This window comes from Gluconobacter sp. NFX36 (assembly GCF_049887835.1).
Classification (GTDB): Bacteria; Pseudomonadota; Alphaproteobacteria; order Acetobacterales; family Acetobacteraceae; genus Gluconobacter; species Gluconobacter japonicus_A.
This window is the reverse complement of sequence record NZ_JAGEKJ010000026.1, coordinates 1-17,005: the sequence shown is the minus strand read 5'-3', so window position 1 is coordinate 17,005 and position 17,005 is coordinate 1. Positions and strand designations below refer to the sequence as shown.

General features: G+C 58.1%; 15 protein-coding genes, 1 other RNA gene and 1 pseudogene. 13 read left to right on the top strand and 4 right to left on the bottom strand.

Going from position 1 to position 17,005, the window contains the following annotated elements:
* Positions 1 to 193 precede the first annotated feature (193 nt).
* Positions 194 to 658, top strand: a complete 465-nt coding sequence (locus J4P41_RS14935) for a DUF3465 domain-containing protein (RefSeq protein ID WP_023944700.1) — start codon at positions 194 to 196, stop codon at positions 656 to 658.
* A 49-nt stretch (positions 659 to 707) separates the two neighbouring features.
* Here J4P41_RS14935 and clpA read toward each other — a convergent pair whose 3' ends face one another.
* Complete coding sequence (clpA, locus tag J4P41_RS14930) at positions 708 to 3,020, bottom strand: ATP-dependent Clp protease ATP-binding subunit ClpA (RefSeq protein WP_010503770.1); 2,313 nt, start codon at positions 3,018 to 3,020, stop codon at positions 708 to 710.
* A 126-nt stretch (positions 3,021 to 3,146) separates the two neighbouring features.
* Positions 3,147 to 3,575 (bottom strand): ATP-dependent Clp protease adapter ClpS, encoded by a 429-nt coding sequence (gene clpS / locus J4P41_RS14925; protein ID WP_415573109.1) that lies wholly within the window; start codon positions 3,573 to 3,575, stop codon positions 3,147 to 3,149.
* Between the two features lie 248 nt (positions 3,576 to 3,823).
* On the opposite strand from clpS, the gene J4P41_RS14920 reads away from it, so the two are divergent.
* The 8 genes from J4P41_RS14920 to J4P41_RS14885 all read left to right on the top strand — a co-directional run bounded on the left by J4P41_RS14920 (position 3,824) and on the right by J4P41_RS14885 (position 11,452).
* The gene (locus tag J4P41_RS14920) at positions 3,824 to 4,879 is read left to right on the top strand and encodes a D-alanyl-D-alanine carboxypeptidase family protein (RefSeq protein WP_426067736.1); all 1,056 of its coding nucleotides are present in this window, start codon (positions 3,824 to 3,826) and stop codon (positions 4,877 to 4,879) included.
* A gap of 86 nt (positions 4,880 to 4,965) precedes the next feature.
* Positions 4,966 to 5,769: a type I methionyl aminopeptidase gene (gene map / locus J4P41_RS14915; protein WP_426067735.1), complete on the top strand. Its 804-nt coding sequence runs from the start codon at positions 4,966 to 4,968 to the stop codon at positions 5,767 to 5,769.
* Positions 5,766 to 7,565: a gamma-glutamyltransferase gene (gene ggt / locus J4P41_RS14910; protein WP_426067734.1), complete on the top strand. Its 1,800-nt coding sequence runs from the start codon at positions 5,766 to 5,768 to the stop codon at positions 7,563 to 7,565. The genes map and ggt overlap by 4 nt, the downstream gene beginning before the upstream one ends.
* Before the next feature lie 45 nt (positions 7,566 to 7,610).
* Positions 7,611 to 7,707, top strand: an RNA gene (gene ffs, locus J4P41_RS14905) — signal recognition particle sRNA small type.
* Between the two features lie 101 nt (positions 7,708 to 7,808).
* Positions 7,809 to 9,770: a DNA polymerase III subunit gamma/tau gene (locus tag J4P41_RS14900; protein WP_426067733.1), complete on the top strand. Its 1,962-nt coding sequence runs from the start codon at positions 7,809 to 7,811 to the stop codon at positions 9,768 to 9,770.
* Complete coding sequence (locus tag J4P41_RS14895; protein WP_010500689.1) at positions 9,767 to 10,090, top strand: YbaB/EbfC family nucleoid-associated protein; 324 nt, start codon at positions 9,767 to 9,769, stop codon at positions 10,088 to 10,090. Before J4P41_RS14900 ends, J4P41_RS14895 begins: the two co-directional genes overlap by 4 nt.
* A 28-nt stretch (positions 10,091 to 10,118) precedes the next feature.
* Positions 10,119 to 10,712, top strand: a complete 594-nt coding sequence (recR, locus tag J4P41_RS14890) for a recombination mediator RecR (RefSeq protein WP_211567881.1) — start codon at positions 10,119 to 10,121, stop codon at positions 10,710 to 10,712.
* Positions 10,709 to 11,452, top strand: a complete 744-nt coding sequence (locus J4P41_RS14885; RefSeq protein ID WP_426067732.1) for an SDR family oxidoreductase — start codon at positions 10,709 to 10,711, stop codon at positions 11,450 to 11,452. Before recR ends, J4P41_RS14885 begins: the two co-directional genes overlap by 4 nt.
* Before the next feature lie 2 nt (positions 11,453 to 11,454).
* Here J4P41_RS14885 and J4P41_RS14880 read toward each other — a convergent pair whose 3' ends face one another.
* Positions 11,455 to 12,060, bottom strand: coding sequence for a chorismate--pyruvate lyase family protein (locus J4P41_RS14880; protein WP_415577401.1), 606 nt, complete (start codon positions 12,058 to 12,060; stop codon positions 11,455 to 11,457).
* Complete coding sequence (locus J4P41_RS14875; protein WP_010500698.1) at positions 11,996 to 12,328, bottom strand: FYDLN acid domain-containing protein; 333 nt, start codon at positions 12,326 to 12,328, stop codon at positions 11,996 to 11,998. Before J4P41_RS14875 ends, J4P41_RS14880 begins: the two co-directional genes overlap by 65 nt.
* Positions 12,329 to 12,478: 150 nt before the next feature.
* Here J4P41_RS14875 and aroA point away from each other — a divergent pair, with 150 nt between their 5' ends.
* The 4 genes and pseudogenes from aroA to J4P41_RS14855 form a co-directional block, all read left to right on the top strand.
* Entirely contained in the window at positions 12,479 to 13,804 is a 1,326-nt protein-coding gene (aroA, locus tag J4P41_RS14870; protein ID WP_426067731.1) for a 3-phosphoshikimate 1-carboxyvinyltransferase, read from the top strand.
* The gene (locus tag J4P41_RS14865; protein ID WP_426067729.1) at positions 13,801 to 14,439 is read left to right on the top strand and encodes a (d)CMP kinase; all 639 of its coding nucleotides are present in this window, start codon (positions 13,801 to 13,803) and stop codon (positions 14,437 to 14,439) included. Before aroA ends, J4P41_RS14865 begins: the two co-directional genes overlap by 4 nt.
* Positions 14,440 to 14,691: 252 nt before the next feature.
* Positions 14,692 to 16,401, top strand: coding sequence for a 30S ribosomal protein S1 (gene rpsA / locus J4P41_RS14860; RefSeq protein ID WP_282857110.1), 1,710 nt, complete (start codon positions 14,692 to 14,694; stop codon positions 16,399 to 16,401).
* A 235-nt stretch (positions 16,402 to 16,636) separates the two neighbouring features.
* Positions 16,637 to 16,888: pseudogene (locus tag J4P41_RS14855) on the top strand (hypothetical protein); the annotation flags it as partial.
* Positions 16,889 to 17,005 lie beyond the last annotated feature (117 nt).

Sequence of the window (17,005 nt, the reverse complement as noted above, 5' to 3'; positions counted from 1 at the left end):
CGGCGATGGACCGTGATCTGCTCAAAACGCAGAGCGAAAGTCACCCCGGAAACCCTCAATCAAAGCGCCAAAAAACTAAAATCATCAGACAAGCGCATCAACAAACAGTTCTTCGATCCCTCCAGGTGGCTATTTGTTTCAGAGTATGGAACGGAGCATAAAAGCACTTTCCTGAACGGAGGGTGCTTTTTCCATGATGTCCCGTCTGAAACTTCTGGCGCTAATGGCCTGCCTTGGCGCGCCACTCGCGGCGTCTGCCCAGAGCGTGGCCTCCATGCCCGCAACCTGCGACAACGCGAAATTCCTGAACGACCAGCAGACTTTCGAACAACGCGGCGCCACCCGGACGGACCTTCCGGAACATATCTGTGGGCGTGTCATTGCGGTGGCACAGCGGGCGCAAAGAACGCGTAGCGGCTGGCATGGCTATTTCTACGTCGATGTCGGGCAGGGCGTTTCCATCCGGATCGTCTCCGGGCTGGATGAGATGAGCGCCCCTCAGTGGCCGTGGGTCCAGAAGGGTGACACCGTTGAAGTGCAGGGCCGGTATTATTACGACAGCCTGCGCAAACAGGGCATCGACTGGACGCATCATGGCACAAGCCGCAAATGGCCATGGGCCGGGTATGTGACCGTCAACGGACATCGCTACGAATAAAAAAAGCCCCGGAGGATTATTCCCCCGGGGCTTTTTCTGACGAGACGACTCAGTTCGTCGCTTCGTCTTTTTTCTCTGTGGCGTCTTCGCTTTTGACGTCCGAGCCTTCGATGATCTCGAAATCCAGTGCGTCGTTTTTCAGACCGATCTTCACAGCGCCACCCTTTGCCAGCCGGCCGAAGAGCAGTTCTTCCGCCAGAGGCTTCTTGATGTGCTCCTGTATGACGCGGCCCAGAGGGCGTGCGCCATACAGGCGATCGTAACCCTTCTCGGCCAGCCACTCCTTGGCAGCAGAGGAAATTTCGATCGTGACGTGACGGTCGGCCAGTTGGGCTTCAAGCTGGAGAATAAACTTCTCCACCACGCGGCCCACGGTCTCCGGCGTCAGATTGGCGAACGGAATGACCGCGTCCAGACGGTTCCGGAACTCAGGGGTGAAGGTGCGTTTGATCGCCTCTTCATCCTCGCCCGAACGACTGGTGCGACCAAAGCCGATCGCTTCCTTGGACAGATCCGCCGCACCGGCATTCGTGGTCATGATCAGGATCACGTTGCGGAAATCGACGGTCTTGCCGTTGTGATCCGTCAGACGACCATGATCCATGACCTGAAGCAGGACGTTGTAAAGGTCCGGATGGGCCTTTTCGATTTCGTCCAACAGCAGAACAGCGTGGGGATGCTGGTCAATCGCATCCGTCAGCAGTCCGCCCTGATCAAACCCGACATAGCCCGGAGGTGCACCGATCAGACGGGAGATTGAATGACGCTCCATGTATTCGGACATGTCGAACCGGATCAGCTCAATGCCCAGAGACGAAGCAAGCTGCTTGGCCACTTCCGTTTTGCCGACACCTGTGGGGCCGGAGAACAGGTAGTTGCCGATCGGCTTTTCCATATCGCGCAGACCGGCGCGGGACAGCTTGATCGCGGCGGCAAGCGCATCAATCGCCTTGTCCTGACCGAACACCATGTTCCGCAGATCCCGCTCCAGATGGCGCAGGGTCTCCCGGTCATCTGCCGTGACAGCCTTAGGCGGAATACGCGCAATTTTGGCGATGGCGTCTTCCACGTCTTTCAGCGTGACGGTCTTGCGGCGTTTGTTCTCGGGAACCAGCATCCGAGCCGCACCGACTTCATCAATCACGTCGATGGCTTTGTCCGGCAGTTTGCGATCATGCACGTAACGGGCTGCCAGTTCGACGGCGCCACGCAGGGCCTCGTCGGTGTAGCGAACCTTGTGGTGCTTCTCGTAGCTGCCCTTCAGGCCCCGCAGGATCTTGATCGCGTCCTCAATGGACGGCTCTGGCACGTCGATCTTCTGGAAGCGCCGCACCAGAGCACGGTCTTTCTCGAAGTGCTGACGGAACTCCTTGTACGTCGTGGAGCCGATGCAGCGCAGCGTTCCAGCCGCCAGAGCCGGTTTCAGAAGGTTGGACGCATCCATTGCCCCGCCCGACGTTGCACCCGCACCAATGACGGTGTGGATTTCGTCGATGAACAGGATTGCACCCGGTGTCTGGTCAAGTTCCGTCACAACGGCCTTGAGGCGTTCCTCAAAGTCACCGCGATAGCGCGTACCAGCCAGAAGCGAACCCATGTCGAGGGAGAAAATCGTGCTGTCCTGCAGGACTTCAGGTACGTCCTTCTCAACGATGCGCTTGGCCAGACCTTCTGCAATAGCCGTCTTGCCCACACCCGGATCACCCACATAAAGCGGGTTGTTCTTCGTGCGGCGGCAGAGGATCTGGATCGTGCGTTCGATTTCCTGATCGCGACCAATCAGCGGATCGATCCGTCCTTCACGGGCGCGATCGTTCAGATTGACGCAATAGGTCGCCAGTGCACCGTCCTTGGCCGTTTCCTTGCGCTCTTCGCGCTCGGACGTGTCCTTGGACGCAGCTGCAGGTTTGCGGCCGGCACCGCGGTCCGGAGCTTTGGCAATTCCATGAGAAATGAAGTTCACGGCGTCGAGTCGTGTCATGTCCTGCAATTGCAGGAAGTACACGGCATGGCTTTCACGCTCGGCAAAGAGCGCAACCAGCACGTTCGCGCCCGTGACTTCGTCGCGGCCTGTGCTCTGCACATGAATGGCCGCACGCTGGATCACGCGCTGGAAAGCCGCCGTCGGTTTGGGTTCTGTCGGGCGATCTGATGCCAGCCCCGCCAGATCCTTGTCCAGGAAATCGGTCAGGTCGGAGCGCAGCTTCTCAAGGTCGATTCCGCAGGCGCGGAAAACCGTCAGTGCGTCGGCATCTTCCGTCAGAGCCAGCAGCAGATGTTCGAGGGTGGCATATTCATGACGCCGATCCCCCGCGAATGTCAGGGCGCGGTGGAGCGTCTGTTCGAGCGTACGGGACAGCATAGGGTGGCGCTCCTCTCGACCTCTCGTGGAAGAGGTATCTTGTCGTGGTGCAACACGTAACGCCAGTCAGAAACGCAGGATTGAACAAGAAATTGTCCGGTGCCTGCATTCCTTAGGGCAGGAAAGTCAGTCTTTTTCGATCGTACACTGAAGCGGATGCTGGTTCTGGCGTGCCAGATCCATAACCTGAGCCACCTTGCTTTCCGCAACCTCGTAGGTAAAGACGCCGCAGACGCCCACCCCCCGCTGATGCACCTGCAACATGACAGCCGTCGCTTCTTCCCGGTTCATGGAGAAAAAGCGCTCCAGCACATGCACGACGAACTCCATTGGCGTGTAGTCGTCATTCAGCATCAGTACCTTGTACATGGACGGCTTGCGCGTCCGTGTCCGAGGACGAACGACAACGCTGAGTCCCAGATCTTCGTCATCGGGAAGGCGTGGCCCCGTGGGTTCTTTGGGGTCCGACGGTCCTGGCCCCATCACGGTCGATCCGTAAATGGATTCGGCTTGCAGACTGGCGGTAGCGGGTGAAAGAAAATCGTAAGAAGACATGACTGGTATGATATGGGACGCTTCCCCCGACTTGAGAAGGGGGTAAGAAGCAGTACATTTCGTGAATATTGCCATGTTCCTGACATGATCTGGTCGGCTTTGCGTCATGCTTACGAAAAATTAAGCAAACTCCCGCAAACCCTGTGGACGGGCGCTTTTTGTTGCGCCTAATGTAATGGGATTACAGGCCGTTCCAAAGCGGTCTGACTGTCCCCGGCGATAATGTTCTGTTCAGAGGCTGCCATAGAATGCGTTCTCCTTTCCGCAAGGCCCTCCTGTTATGTGCACTGACGGCAGTAGGTATGGGGTCCGCCCGCGCGCAATATGCCGGGCATGTTTCCAGCTTCGTGATGGATGCCCGAACCGGAGCTGTCCTCTCGCAGTCCGATGCGGAGTTGCAGCGCTATCCGGCGTCTCTGACCAAGCTCATGACGCTGTATCTCACTTTCCGCGCCCTTGAAGCGCACCAGATTACGCTGGATCAGGAAGTTCCGGTCTCCATTCATGCTTCCATGCAGGCACCTTCGAAGCTGGGGCTTGTACCGGGAACACGTCTGACGGTTGAGCAGGGCATTCTTGCTCTGGTTACGAAATCCGCCAATGACGCCGCCTGCGCTCTGGGTGAGTTTCTGGGTGGCGGTGACGAAGTGCGCTTCGCCCAGCTCATGACACAGCAGGCCCGTGCTCTGGGCATGACCAACACGACGTTCCGCAATGCGTCCGGTCTGCCAGATCCGGATCAGGTGACAACGGCGCATGATCTTGCCCTTCTGGCACAGCATCTGATCAATGATTTCCCGCAGTATTATCACTATTTCGGCGTACCTTCCTTCTACTTCCATCGTCATTTGGTGCCGAACCATGATCCGATGCTGAAGATCTATGCAGGCGCTGACGGGATGAAGACAGGCTACACGGATGCGGCTGGCCATAATCTCGTGACGTCCGCCATTCGTGGGAATGTCCGTCTGATTGGTGTGGTGCTGGGGTCGTCGTCCAATGGGCGCCGCTCTATGGAAATGGCGTCCATTCTGGATGATGCCTTCGCTTCTGAAGGTGTGGCACCGCAGCCGCTGATGCATCCGGTCGCACCACGGACGATGATGATTGCTTCTGCCCGGCATGGTGGTCGCTTCGCGCATAGCCGCATCCTGGTTGCGTCCAATCGTCCAATGGAGGTGGCGGATGCCCCGACAGGGCCTCGCCGCTTCGGTCGTATTACCCGGCGGGGAGCATCGGTCCGTATGGTCAGTGCGCATCATGTCGCGACCCATCACAAGGCGGGTCGTCACCCGCGAGGCTGAAAAACTCGTCTCCCTGCCTTGCGGTCAAGGCAGGACAGTCGCATTTTGTCCCGACCTGTAGAAAGATTAAGGATCGGGCGGCAGACATGGGTGATAATTCGCGTGGGATTGTTCTTTACGACAGTGAAGACTTCAAACATCTGAGAAAAGTCGGGCAACTGGCTTCAGAAACGCTGGATATGATCACGGAGCATGTTCAGCCGGGTGTCACGACGGAAGAACTGAACCGGATTATTCATGAGTTCACCCTGTCTCATGGCGCGACCCCGGCTCCCCTGAACTACCATGGCTTCCCGAAAGCCTGCTGCATCTCCATCAATCATGTCGTTTGTCACGGTATTCCGGGCGACAAGAAGCTTTCCAACGGCGATATCGTCAATATCGACGTGACGTCCATTCTGGATGGCTGGTACGGCGACAATTCCCGCATGTACATCGTCGGCAAAGCCCCGAAGAAAGCCGAGAAGTTGGTTGAAGTGACCTATGAATCCCTGATGCTGGGGATTGAGCAGGTCAAGCCGGGCAATACACTTGGCGATGTCGGCCATGCGATTCAGGTGCATGCTGAAAAGAACCGCTTTTCCATCGTGCGTGATTTCTGCGGTCATGGCATCGGACGAGACTTTCACACCGCTCCGAACGTCCTGCATTATGGAAAGCCGGGGCAGGGCGTGAAACTGGTGCCGGGAATGGTCTTCACGATCGAACCGATGCTCAATATCGGCAAGCCCGAGGTCAAAGTACTGGATGATGGCTGGACAGCCGTTACGCGTGACCGCACACTCTCCGCTCAGTTTGAGCATATGGTTGGGGTGACGGAAGACGGCTGCGAAATCTTCACCCTCTCCCCGAAAGGTTACAACAAGCCCCCTTACGGAGCTGGCGCATGAAAAAAATCTTTGCCCTGATTGTTGCAGGTCTGACAGGGGGCACAGCGCTGGCTGCTCCCGCAACGACCACTCTGAGCTCTGCTCACGATCCGCTGGCTTTCGGCCCGGATCATATGTCTCCAGGCGTGCTGGTGTCAGGCAAGCACGGCATGGTGGTCTCAGCGCAGCATCTTGCGTCGGAGGCCGGAGCACAGATTCTTGCGCAGGGCGGTAATGCGATCGATGCTGCCGTCGCTGTAGGGTACGCACTGGCTGTGGTCTATCCGGCTGCGGGTAATATTGGCGGTGGCGGTTTCATGACCATTCGTCTGAAATCCGGTCAGACGGTTTTCGTGGATTTCCGCGAACATGCGCCGGGTGCCGCAACCGCCACGATGTATCAGGATGCTTCCGGCAAGGTTATTCCGGGTCTGTCTACGGAAGGCTGGAAAGCCGTTGCGGTTCCGGGGACGGTGGCTGGACTAGATACGATCCTGCAAAAATGGGGGCATCTGTCGCGTGAGAAGGTCATGGCGCCTGCCATTGCTCTGGCACGCGATGGCTTCATTCTGAATGAAGGGGACGTGCAGCTTCTGAACACGTCCACGAAGTATTTCCGTCAGGACCCGTATGCGCGTCCGATTTTCCTGCGTCCGGATGGGTCGTCTTTTGAACCGGGGGACCGACTGGTTCAGAAAAATCTCGCCAATTCTCTGGAACTGGTCGCCAAGAATGGGCCGAAGGCTTTCTATGACGGGCCGATTTCCGCTGAGATCGTACGCGCCAGTAAAGAAGGCGGTGGTCTTCTGGAAGCCGCTGACTTCACAAACTACCATATTCGTTTCATGGACCCGATCCGCTGCACCTATCGGGGCTACACGATCGATACGGCCCCTCCGCCCAGTGGTGGTGGTGTAGCGCTCTGCGAAATCCTGAACATTCTGTCCGGCTATGACATGCACGCGCTCGGCCTGCACACGGCGGCGTCTGCGCAGCGTGAAATCGAAGCCATGCGTCATGCCTATTCAGATCGGCGTGATCTTGGCGATCCGGCGTTTGTCAAAAACCCGATCGAACATCTGAATGATCCCGCTTACGCCGCGCAGGTGCGGGCTGGTATTCCGCTGGATCATGCGCTGCCGTCCAGCACGCTTCGTGCGGGCGAAGCACTCCCGGTCAAGGCCTCAGAAGCCGCGCCGGATACGCAGGAAAAGCATGAAACGACCCAGTTCTCCGTGCTGGACAAAGGCGGCATAGCGGTTTCGGCTACTTATACCCTCAATGGCTGGTTCGGCGCAGGGGTGATGGGCGGTAACACTGGCATCTGGATGAACGACGAAATGGATGATTTTTCATCCAAGCCGGGTGCACCGAACATGTTCGGAATTGTCGGCTCTGAAGCCAATGCCATTGCTCCGGGCAAGACACCGCTGTCTTCCATGTCTCCGTCGATTGTCTCGAAGGACGGCAAGGTTGTTATGGTGATTGGCAGCCCCGGTGGTTCCCGCATCCCGACGATTACGCTCTCCGCCATTCTGGGTGTGCTCGATTACGGGCTGGACATCCGACAGGCTGTGGATCTGCCTCGAATCCACGAACAGTGGGAGCCGTCTGCTGTAGAACTGGAGCCGGGTGCCCTGACGGATGATGTGATGAATGTGCTGAAATCCGAAGGATACGCGTTGTCTCTGCATCGCCCGTGGGGTGTGGCTGAGGGCATTCTGGCAGATCGCCCGAGCCTGTCTGCTCACAAAACGGGCCTGATCTACGGTGCTGCTGATCCGCGTCATGCGGGTGGTGAAGCCGCGGGTGAATGATAGGGGGTTGTCAGACACCCCCATCTCCGTGTTAGGAGAGCGCCGGGAGGTCGGCTTTGGACGGATACCTTGCCAACCCGGTCAGGTCCGGAAGGAAGCAGCCGCAGTGAGTTTTATCCGGGTTAAATGTCCGGCCTCCTATCAAGTACAGCCTGCGGGCGCGACAGATTTTCTGTTCTGCGCCCCGGCACAAGGCCGACAGAGAGCGGTCTTCACATCCCGCTCTGACGGTTTTCCAGTTTCATGACTGACGATAACGACGATCTTCCCCTGCCGCCTGAAAGCAGTGGCGGCTTTTTCGATGATGCGCCTGCGGAGCCCGTTCAGGTTCCTGCGCTCCCGGAAAACAATACGCCCTATCGCGTTCTTGCCCGAAAATATCGGCCTCAGACTTTTGAAGATCTGATTGGTCAGGACTCGCTGGTCCGTATCCTGCGGCGCGCGTTCGAACTGAAGCGTGTGGCCCATGCCTTCATGCTGACGGGCGTTCGCGGTGTGGGTAAGACCACGACAGCCCGTATTATTGCGCGTGCCCTGAACTGTGTTGGGCCTGACGGGAAGGGCGGCCCAACGGCTGAACCCTGTGGCGTTTGCGCGAACTGCACCGCCATTCTTGCGGACCGGCACCCAGATGTTCTGGAAATGGATGCGGCGTCCCGCACCGGCGTTGATGACGTTCGTGAGATTATTGAGGCCACGCGTTTCCGCCCGATGCAGGCGCGCATGAAAGTCTTCATCATCGATGAAGTGCACATGCTGTCCCGCAATGCGTTCAATGCGCTCTTGAAAACGCTTGAAGAACCACCGCCGCAGGTTACCTTCATTTTCGCGACGACAGAACTGCGGAAGGTACCGGTCACGGTCCTGTCCCGCTGTCAGCGCTTTGACCTGCGCCGTGTGCCGCAATCTTTGCTGATCGAACATTTTGGCCGTATTGCGCAGAAGGAAGGCGCAAGCCTGTCCGACGACGCGCTGGCCCTGATTGCCCGCGCTGCTGATGGGTCCGTTCGTGACGGCCTTTCGCTATTGGATCAGGCGATTGCCCAGGGTGCCAGTGATGCGGATGCTGTGTCAGACATGCTGGGTCTGGCGGATCGTGGGCTGGTCTTTGACCTGCTCGAAGCTCTTATGGCTGGTAAAGCGGCAACGGCTCTGGACCTGACGGATCAGGCTTATGCAAGAGGCGCCGATCTGGGCGTCCTGCTGGCGGATCTGCTTGATCTTCTGCATCTCGTGTCCCGCCTCAAAGCCATGCCGTCTTTGCGGGAAGGTCGTGACCTGCCGGAAGCAGAGCGGACACGGGGTGGTATACTGGCCGATCGTTTGTCCACGAGTGTTCTTGGGCGTGCGTGGCAAATCCTGCTCAAAGGTGTTGGGGAAGTTGAGGCCGCGCCTGACCGACGGCAGGCGGCGGAAATGGTGCTGATCCGTTTGTGCCATGCCAGCCTGCTGCCAACGCCGGACCGTCTGATCCGTCAGTTGACGGAAGGCGGTGTCGATCTCTCGCTTCCGTCTGGTCCGTCTGGTGGCTCTACGAACGTCGGATCTTCAGCTGGCAGCGTAAATATTCAGGCTCATGCCTCGCAGCAGCTTTCCGTATCTACGGACCAGGGCGGCCCCAGAGCGCATGTTCGTCTGGTTGCCAATGGTGGCGAGATCATTGAGCCGGGTTACGCGGAAGCAGAGTCCGAACAGGCCCCGGAGCCAGAGCCCCTGACGCCTCCGCGCACATGGCGCGAAATGGTGGCCCTGACATGGGACAAGGTTCCTCAGCTTCATGGAACGCTTCGCAATGCGGTGCATCTCGTGCGGTTCTCCCCCCCGGATGTGCAGATTCGCCTTGAAGATGCCCAGACCAAAGCCGACAGGCTTCTCCAAAGTTTTCTGGAAGAGCATTTTCCCGGTCAGTGGCGCATCAGCCTCTCAACAGCTGAGGGTGAGCCGACGCTTGACGAGCAGGGAGCCGAGGTTGTGCAGCTCAACCGGGCCGCGGTTGAAGCTCATCCACTGGTCAAAGCTATTCTTGACGCTTTTCCCGGTGCGAAAATTGGCGATGTGCAGGATCATTCCCTTGATGAATACGGTCTGCCACCCGAAATAACCGCACCATTGACGGAGGATTCTCCTCCCGACTTGGAATTCGCGCCTCTCGACGCCGATTTCCTTGATGAAGACGATCTACTGAAAGACCAGGAGCCGTTATGAAGAACCTTGCCGGACTGATGAAGCAGGCCAGCCAGATGCAGTCCAAGATGGAAGAAGCCCAGAAAAATCTGGCCAATCTGACGGTGGATGGCTCGGCTGGTGCAGGTCTCGTGACGCTTCAGCTCACGGGTAAGGGCGAAATGCGCAGCCTGAAGATCGATCCGAAGCTGGCTGATCCGAACGAAATGGAAATGCTTCAGGATCTGATCGTTGCTGCTTATACGGACGCCAAGAATAAGGCAGAAGCAGCCAGTTCTGCGGCCATGCGCGATGTGACAGGTGGTCTGGACCTGCCCCCTGGCCTGAAGCTGCCGTTCTGATCCTTTTTCCTGCGGACGTGACGCCATGATGATCAGCAATGACATCGAACAGCTGATTTCCATGCTGTCCCGTCTGCCGGGACTTGGTCCTCGGTCCGCCCGGAGGGCTGCTCTCAGCCTGCTGCGCCAGCCAGAGGCGCGGATGTTGCCTCTGGCGCATCTTATGGAACGCGCCGCGACCAGTGTGAGAACCTGCACTCTGTGCGGGAATCTGGATACAGTCGATCCCTGCCATATCTGCAGGGATGCTCACCGTGATCGCGGTCTGGTCTGCGTTGTCGAGACTGTTGGCGATCTCTGGGCACTTGAGCGGGCGGGGGTGCATCGGGGCGTCTATCAGGTGCTCGGTGGCACACTTTCTGCACTTGCAGGACTTGGTCCGGATGACCTGAATGTCGCGTCTTTGCTGGATCGTATTGCCGAAGGTGGCGTCAGGGAGGTCATTCTGGCCCTTGGCGCAACTGTTGAAGGCGCAACGACGGCGCACTGGCTTCAGGAAAAGCTTGCTCCCACAGGCGTGACGGTCAGCCGTGTCGGACATGGTGTTCCGATGGGGGGAGCGCTGGATGTGCTGGATGATGGCACACTCGCCGCAGCCCTGATCGCACGGCGCGCCTTATGATTTCTCCGCGTGTTCCTCGTACGGCCCTTGTGACGGGGGGGGGCAGACGCATTGGCCGTGCATTGGTCGAAATGCTGGTGGAGCAGGGCTTTAGGGTTGCCATCCACTACCGTGAGAGCGAGGCAGATGCTCAGGAGCTTCTCGATCAGCTTAACGGTCGAGGTTGTCTCCTGAAAGCGGATCTGGCCTGCGAAAAAGATGTCGATGCACTTTTTACCAAGGCCACGGAAAAGCTGGGGCCGATTGGTGTTCTCATCAACAATGCTTCGGCCTTCACGCGGGATGAGATCGGGACGACGACCCGGGAAAGCTGGGATCAGCATATTGAACCCAATCTAAGAGCGCCATTTGTGCTGTCTCAGGCTATGGCACAGTCTCTGCCGGAAGATGCGGAAGGACTGATTCTGAACATGCTGGATCAGCGTGTCTGGAACCTGACACCACATTTCGTCAGCTATACCGTGTCGAAAGCTGGTCTGTGGACCCTGACGCAGACGCTCGCGCTTGCGCTGGCCCCCCGGATTCGTGTCAATGCGATTGGCCCCGGACCTGTTCTGCCTGCTGTAGGGCAGTCACAGGAGCATTTTGACCGAATGTGCGCCGGAACGCCCCTGAAGCGTGGTGCCTCACCTGAAGAGATTGCTCAGGCCGCTCTGGCCCTGTTCTCGCTCCCGTCCGTGACCGGCCAGATGCTGGCGATGGATGGCGGGCAGCACCTCAACTGGTCACCCGCCCGATAAATTCACGGCTGCGGCTTCAGAGCTGCGGGAAGATAATCTTCCACAACCAGAGAAATGGGCGCGTTGTCGGACGCACGCCGGAGTATGGCACGGTTTTCCAGAACGATTCCCGACGATGCGTCCGGAAAATGCGATTCGAGTCGCTGTCTGTGGAAATGTGTCTCGGTCACAGCCTTCCCGAAAGGCGTGTCTGTCGTCTCAAGGACGTGGTTCATTTCAGCCGTCAGACGTTCTGGCACATACCAGTTCCAGGCGTCTGACAGGGCGACATCGCCACATAGAAGCTGGACGTGCCGGGTCCGCACCTGATCTGCCGTTTTGACGTCCAAAAGCAGAAGAACATCCGGAGAAGGCTGTTCACGGGCTGGAAGGCGCACCACCCGGATGGGAAGGGCGCAGTGTTCCTGAAGGACCGCCGTTGCGCTGGGATGATGGTCCAGCCGGTCTTTCAATGCACGAACGGCTGCGCCATCCGGGGACGAAACGTCCCCCGGACCGGCGCAGCCGCTCAATGCTGCTGCAAAGGAAAGAGCACGGACAACCTTAGTTGTCGTCGCGGTCGTCCTTGTCAGTCGTGACTTCGATGTCGTTCGAAAGATCATCGTCATCGTCCAGATCATCATCAGGTGCCATGACATCGTCATCGGCATCATCATCCGTGTCCAGATCGACGTCGACATCATCTTCGTTCTCGTCAGGCTGAGCCTTCGGATCCTTCTCTTCCGGCAGCGGGCCTTCGCTCCGCTTCAGACGGCCGATGTCGTTCGGCTGGGTGGTGCCACACTTGGGGCACACTGTAGGGACGCGGTTCAGGTCATAGAAGCGGGCGCCGCACTCAACGCACGTCCGTTTTAGACCGAGTTCGGGTTTTGCCATGTTATGCAAGCCTGCCAATGCCTCGGATAAGGAACGCGGCCATGCCAGCTTGTTTCCGTCATGTCAAACATGAAGTGTCTTAAAAACTGCATGAGCGCACCCTTTTGTAGGTGATTGACAGGCAGGAATGACCCTCGCATGAACAGGGGCATGCAAGCGCGACCTTTGACAGTTTCCGCGTCCCCGAAGGGACTTTCCGGCCGCACCCGTGTTCCGGGTGACAAATCCATCAGCCATCGTTCGCTGATGCTGGCCTCTCTCGCACATGGCCGTACGCATGTTTACGGTCTTCTGGAGGGCGAGGACGTTCTGCGGACTGCAGACGCCATGCGCGCTCTGGGTGCGACCATTACCCGCGACGGTGCCGTCTGGACGATTGACGGTCGGGGCGTCGGAGAACTGACCGAGCCAGCCGACGTGCTGGATATGGGAAATTCCGGAACGGCCGCGCGCCTCCTGTCCGGTATTCTGTCGTCCCATAAAATGAACAGTGTCATGACCGGGGATGCTTCCCTCCGCTCCCGTCCAATGCGTCGCGTCATGGATCCCCTGTCCAAAAACGGTTCCGAATTTCTGGCCCGTGAGGGTGGACGTCTTCCGATGGCCGTCCGCGGTGATGGTCAGGCCAAGCCGCTTGAATACCGTCTTCCGGTTGCTTCGGCGCAGGTGAAGTCTGCTGTTCTGCTGGCTGGTCTGAATGCCGTCGGCAAGACAGTTGTGGAAGAGCCGGTCGCCACCCGTGACCACACGGAAAACATGCTCCGTCATTTTGGCGTGGACGTTGATGTCTCCGTTCTCGATGCCGGTGGGCGTCGAATCGAGTTGACTGGTCCGGTGAAGTTGACGGCTCGTGACGTGACCGTGCCGGGCGATCCGTCTTCATCAGCCTTTCCGCTGGTGGCTGCACTGCTGGTTCCCGGTTCCGATCTGCTGATCGAGAACGTGGGCCTCAATCCGCTGCGGACAGGTCTATTCACAACGCTGCTCGAAATGGGTGCTGACCTGACGATTGAGAACGAGCGTGTTGAAGGTGGTGAGCCTGTCGGTGATCTGCGCGTTCGTCACAGTAAGCTCAAGGGTGTGGATGTGCCGCCCGAGCGTGCTCCTTCGATGATTGATGAATATCCCGTTCTGGCCGTGGCCTGTGCGTTTGCAGAAGGATCGTCCCGCCTGCGTGGTCTGGAAGAACTGCGCGTGAAGGAAAGCGACCGTCTGGCTGCCACGGTTTCGCTGCTGAACGTCAACGGTGCAGAAACAGAAGTCGTGGGTGATGATCTGATCGTTCAGGGCTTCAAGGGACCTCTGGGGGGTGGCACCGTGACGACGCACATGGATCACCGTCTGGCCATGAGCGGCATCGTGTTCGGTCTGGCCGCGCAGAAGCCGGTTCATATCGACGATACGGCTTTCATCGAGACCAGTTTCCCCGGTTTTGTTGACCTGATGAACGCATTGGGTGCGGATATCCGGGCATGAGCCGTCCGCTCGTCATTGCCGTGGATGGGCCAGCCGCAGCCGGGAAGGGGACGTTGGCCAAGGCGCTTGCGGCCCGACTTGGTCTGCCGTATCTGGATACCGGGTTACTATACCGTGCTGTTGCGCGCCGGATGGTGAATGCGGGTCTGGACCCGGCCGGGGATGCGTCTGCTCAGGCGCAGGCACTCCAGCCGGAAGATCTTGTCCGAACGGATCTCCGTGTTCCGGAAATCGACCGGGGAGCCTCTCTTGTGGCGGTCCAGCCTGCGGTTCGTGCCGCCCTGCTGGACCGGCAGCGTGTGTTTGCCACACAGACTGGCGCTGTTGTGGACGGCCGGGACATCGGAACGGTCGTTTTTCCGGACGCAGATGTGAAGTTTTTCATCACGGCGTCTCCCAGAACACGCGCCCTGCGTCGCCACCATCAGGTTCATGGCGAGGCTCCTTTGGTCGAAGCTGAACTAGAAGCGGCTGTCGCCGAGATTGTCGCACGAGACTCGCGGGATTCTTCGCGGGACACGGCGCCACTTGTACAGGCTGCGGATGCCGTGCTGATCGAGACGGACGATCTCTCCGCAGAACAAGTGCTTGAAAAAGCCTGCGAAGAAGTCGCACGCCGAAAGGTCCGCTCCTGATTGCTCGCAGAGAGCGATCAAACACCCGTTTTTTTATTGACAGAGCGCCTGCTGAGGGTGTTTTTGCGGGCTAGCATTGTGTCCGTAATGGGCACGGTGTTGTCTGTCGCGCGTATTTGCGTGCAGGCTTAACCTAACGGACCCGTTCTGACCTCTGATGGCAGCGGGGAGTCGTCACGACAGATCCTGATCCGCGTGGCGCAGACGTGGATGATCGGTTTCAGGCCGAAAATCCGGGAATATTGTATTTACATGGCTTCAGCCAACCAGACCCCTGCCGATCACGGCATGGAAGATTTTGCAGCCCTTCTCGAAGAGACCCTGGGCCGCGACACCGGTTTTGACGGCTCCGTCGTCACCGGTCGCGTGATCCGTCTGACAGACGAATTCGCTATCGTTGATGTCGGTCTCAAGAGCGAAGGCCGCGTTTCCCTTAAGGAATTCGGCCCGCCGGGTGTTGCTCCGGACGTAAAGCCGGGCGACGTTGTCGAGCTGTATGTCGAGCGTTACGAAGACCGTGACGGTTCCATCGTTCTGTCCCGCGAGAAGGCTCGCCGCGAAGAAGCATGGACCGCTCTGGAGCGTGCATTCGGCAACAACCAGCGCGTCAACGGCACGATCTATGGTCGCGTCAAGGGTGGCTTCACGGTTGATCTGGGCGGCGCAATGGCGTTCCTTCCGGGCAGCCAGGTTGACATCCGTCCGGTTCGTGACGTCGGCCCGCTGATGGGTCAGCCGCAGCCGTTCCAGATCCTGAAGATGGATCGCGCACGTGGCAACATCGTTGTGTCCCGTCGTGCCGTTCTTGAAGAGACCCGTGCAGAACAGCGCTCCGAGCTGATCCAGGGCCTGAAGGAAGGCATGATCCTTGACGGCGTGGTCAAGAACATCACCGATTACGGTGCGTTCGTTGACCTCGGCGGCGTTGACGGCCTCCTGCATGTCACGGACATCGCATGGAAGCGCATCAACCACCCGTCCGAAGCTCTGCAGATCGGTCAGCCGGTTCGCGTGCAGGTCATCCGCTTCAACCCGGACACGCAGCGTATCTCCCTCGGCATGAAGCAGCTTGAAGCTGATCCGTGGGAAAATGTTGCACTCAAGTACCCGGCCAATGCCCGTTTCACGGGTCGCGTCACGAACATCACCGACTACGGTGCATTCGTCGAGCTGGAGCCGGGCGTCGAAGGTCTGGTGCACGTTTCCGAAATGTCCTGGACGAAGAAGAACGTCCATCCGGGCAAGATCGTCGCTACTTCCCAGGAAGTCGACGTCATGGTTCTGGACGTGGACAGCTCCAAGCGTCGTATTTCCCTTGGTCTCAAGCAGGTTCAGCGCAACCCTTGGGAGCAGTTCGAAGAAGAGCACAAGGTTGGCTCTGTCATCGAAGGCGAAATCCGCAACATCACCGAGTTCGGTCTGTTCATCGGCCTCTCCGCAGACATCGACGGCATGGTTCACATGTCCGACCTGTCCTGGGACGAAGCTGGCGAAGCGGCCATGGCGAACTACGAGAAGGGTCAGGTCGTCAAGGCCAAGGTCCTCGATGTGGATCCTGAGAAGGAGCGTATCTCCCTGGGCATCAAGCAGCTTCAGGAAGATCCGGCAGCCGACACGCTTGCTCGCGTTCAGAAGGGTGCAGTTGTCACCTGCGTCGTGACGGCAGTCCAGACGAACGGTATCGAAGTGAAGGTCGACGATCTGCTGACCGGCTTCATCCGTCGTGCGGAACTGGCTCGTGACAAGGCTGAGCAGCGTCCAGAGCGCTTTGCAGTTGGCGAAAAGGTTGATGCGAAGATCGTGTCCGTTGACCGTGCAGCCCGCAAGCTTGCCCTGACGATCCGTGGCCGTGAGGTCGAGGAAGACAAGGCCGCCATCAGCGAGTACGGTTCTTCTGACTCGGGCGCATCCCTGGGTGATATCCTTGGTGCGGCAATCCGTCGTCGCAGCACGGACGTCTAAGGTTATAAAAATCTTACAGAATTATTCTGTGATGATTTTAAGAAAGAGCCGCGAAAGCGGCTCTTTTTTTATGCCTGTATTCCGAAAACGTCTTTTTTCTTGGGGGGTTTTGTTGCTGTAAACCTTCGGGTAAGTATTATCGTACCGTGATAGCGGCAGTCTTTTGCGGCCTATTGCCAAAATGGCTGATGGTTCGGTTCTGGATGGGAGTGGGTGTCAGGCACCCAGAAGATTGATGGCGGTTATTTACAATACGAATTATACCCACAATCCTAATTCCTATCTGACGCTGGCGGTCGAACGGGCCGCCAAATCATTGTTTGGAAAAGATCAGGTAGTTGTCGCTGACAACATGTCTTTGGCAGGTATTGCTGCTTCAGGCGAACATGATGTTTTGATCTGCCTGGATGCACAGCGCATCAATCTGGCTCTGATCCGCCGCGTTCGTCCGTCTTTCAAGACCCTGATCCTTTGGACGTGGAGGGATCGAAGAACTGTTTGTTGATGCGCTTGTCTGATGATTTTAGTTTTTTGGCGCTTTGATTGAGGGTTTCCGGGGTGACTTTCGCTCTGCGTTTTGAGCAGATCACGGTCCATCGCCGGT

Bases quoted from the DNA above. Each gene is read 5' to 3' on its own strand.
- J4P41_RS14935 (WP_023944700.1), top strand. From the start codon at position 194: ATGATGTCCCGTCTGAAACTTCTGGCGCTAATGGCCTGCCTTGGCGCG.
- clpA (WP_010503770.1), bottom strand. From the start codon at position 3,020: ATGCTGTCCCGTACGCTCGAACAGACGCTCCACCGCGCCCTGACATTC.
- clpS (WP_415573109.1), bottom strand. From the start codon at position 3,575: ATGTCTTCTTACGATTTTCTTTCACCCGCTACCGCCAGTCTGCAAGCC.
- J4P41_RS14920 (WP_426067736.1), top strand. From the start codon at position 3,824: ATGCGTTCTCCTTTCCGCAAGGCCCTCCTGTTATGTGCACTGACGGCA.
- map (WP_426067735.1), top strand. From the start codon at position 4,966: ATGGGTGATAATTCGCGTGGGATTGTTCTTTACGACAGTGAAGACTTC.
- ggt (WP_426067734.1), top strand. From the start codon at position 5,766: ATGAAAAAAATCTTTGCCCTGATTGTTGCAGGTCTGACAGGGGGCACA.
- J4P41_RS14900 (WP_426067733.1), top strand. From the start codon at position 7,809: ATGACTGACGATAACGACGATCTTCCCCTGCCGCCTGAAAGCAGTGGC.
- J4P41_RS14895 (WP_010500689.1), top strand. From the start codon at position 9,767: ATGAAGAACCTTGCCGGACTGATGAAGCAGGCCAGCCAGATGCAGTCC.
- recR (WP_211567881.1), top strand. From the start codon at position 10,119: ATGATCAGCAATGACATCGAACAGCTGATTTCCATGCTGTCCCGTCTG.
- J4P41_RS14885 (WP_426067732.1), top strand. From the start codon at position 10,709: ATGATTTCTCCGCGTGTTCCTCGTACGGCCCTTGTGACGGGGGGGGGC.
- J4P41_RS14880 (WP_415577401.1), bottom strand. From the start codon at position 12,060: ATGACGATGATCTTTCGAACGACATCGAAGTCACGACTGACAAGGACG.
- J4P41_RS14875 (WP_010500698.1), bottom strand. From the start codon at position 12,328: ATGGCAAAACCCGAACTCGGTCTAAAACGGACGTGCGTTGAGTGCGGC.
- aroA (WP_426067731.1), top strand. From the start codon at position 12,479: ATGCAAGCGCGACCTTTGACAGTTTCCGCGTCCCCGAAGGGACTTTCC.
- J4P41_RS14865 (WP_426067729.1), top strand. From the start codon at position 13,801: ATGAGCCGTCCGCTCGTCATTGCCGTGGATGGGCCAGCCGCAGCCGGG.
- rpsA (WP_282857110.1), top strand. From the start codon at position 14,692: ATGGCTTCAGCCAACCAGACCCCTGCCGATCACGGCATGGAAGATTTT.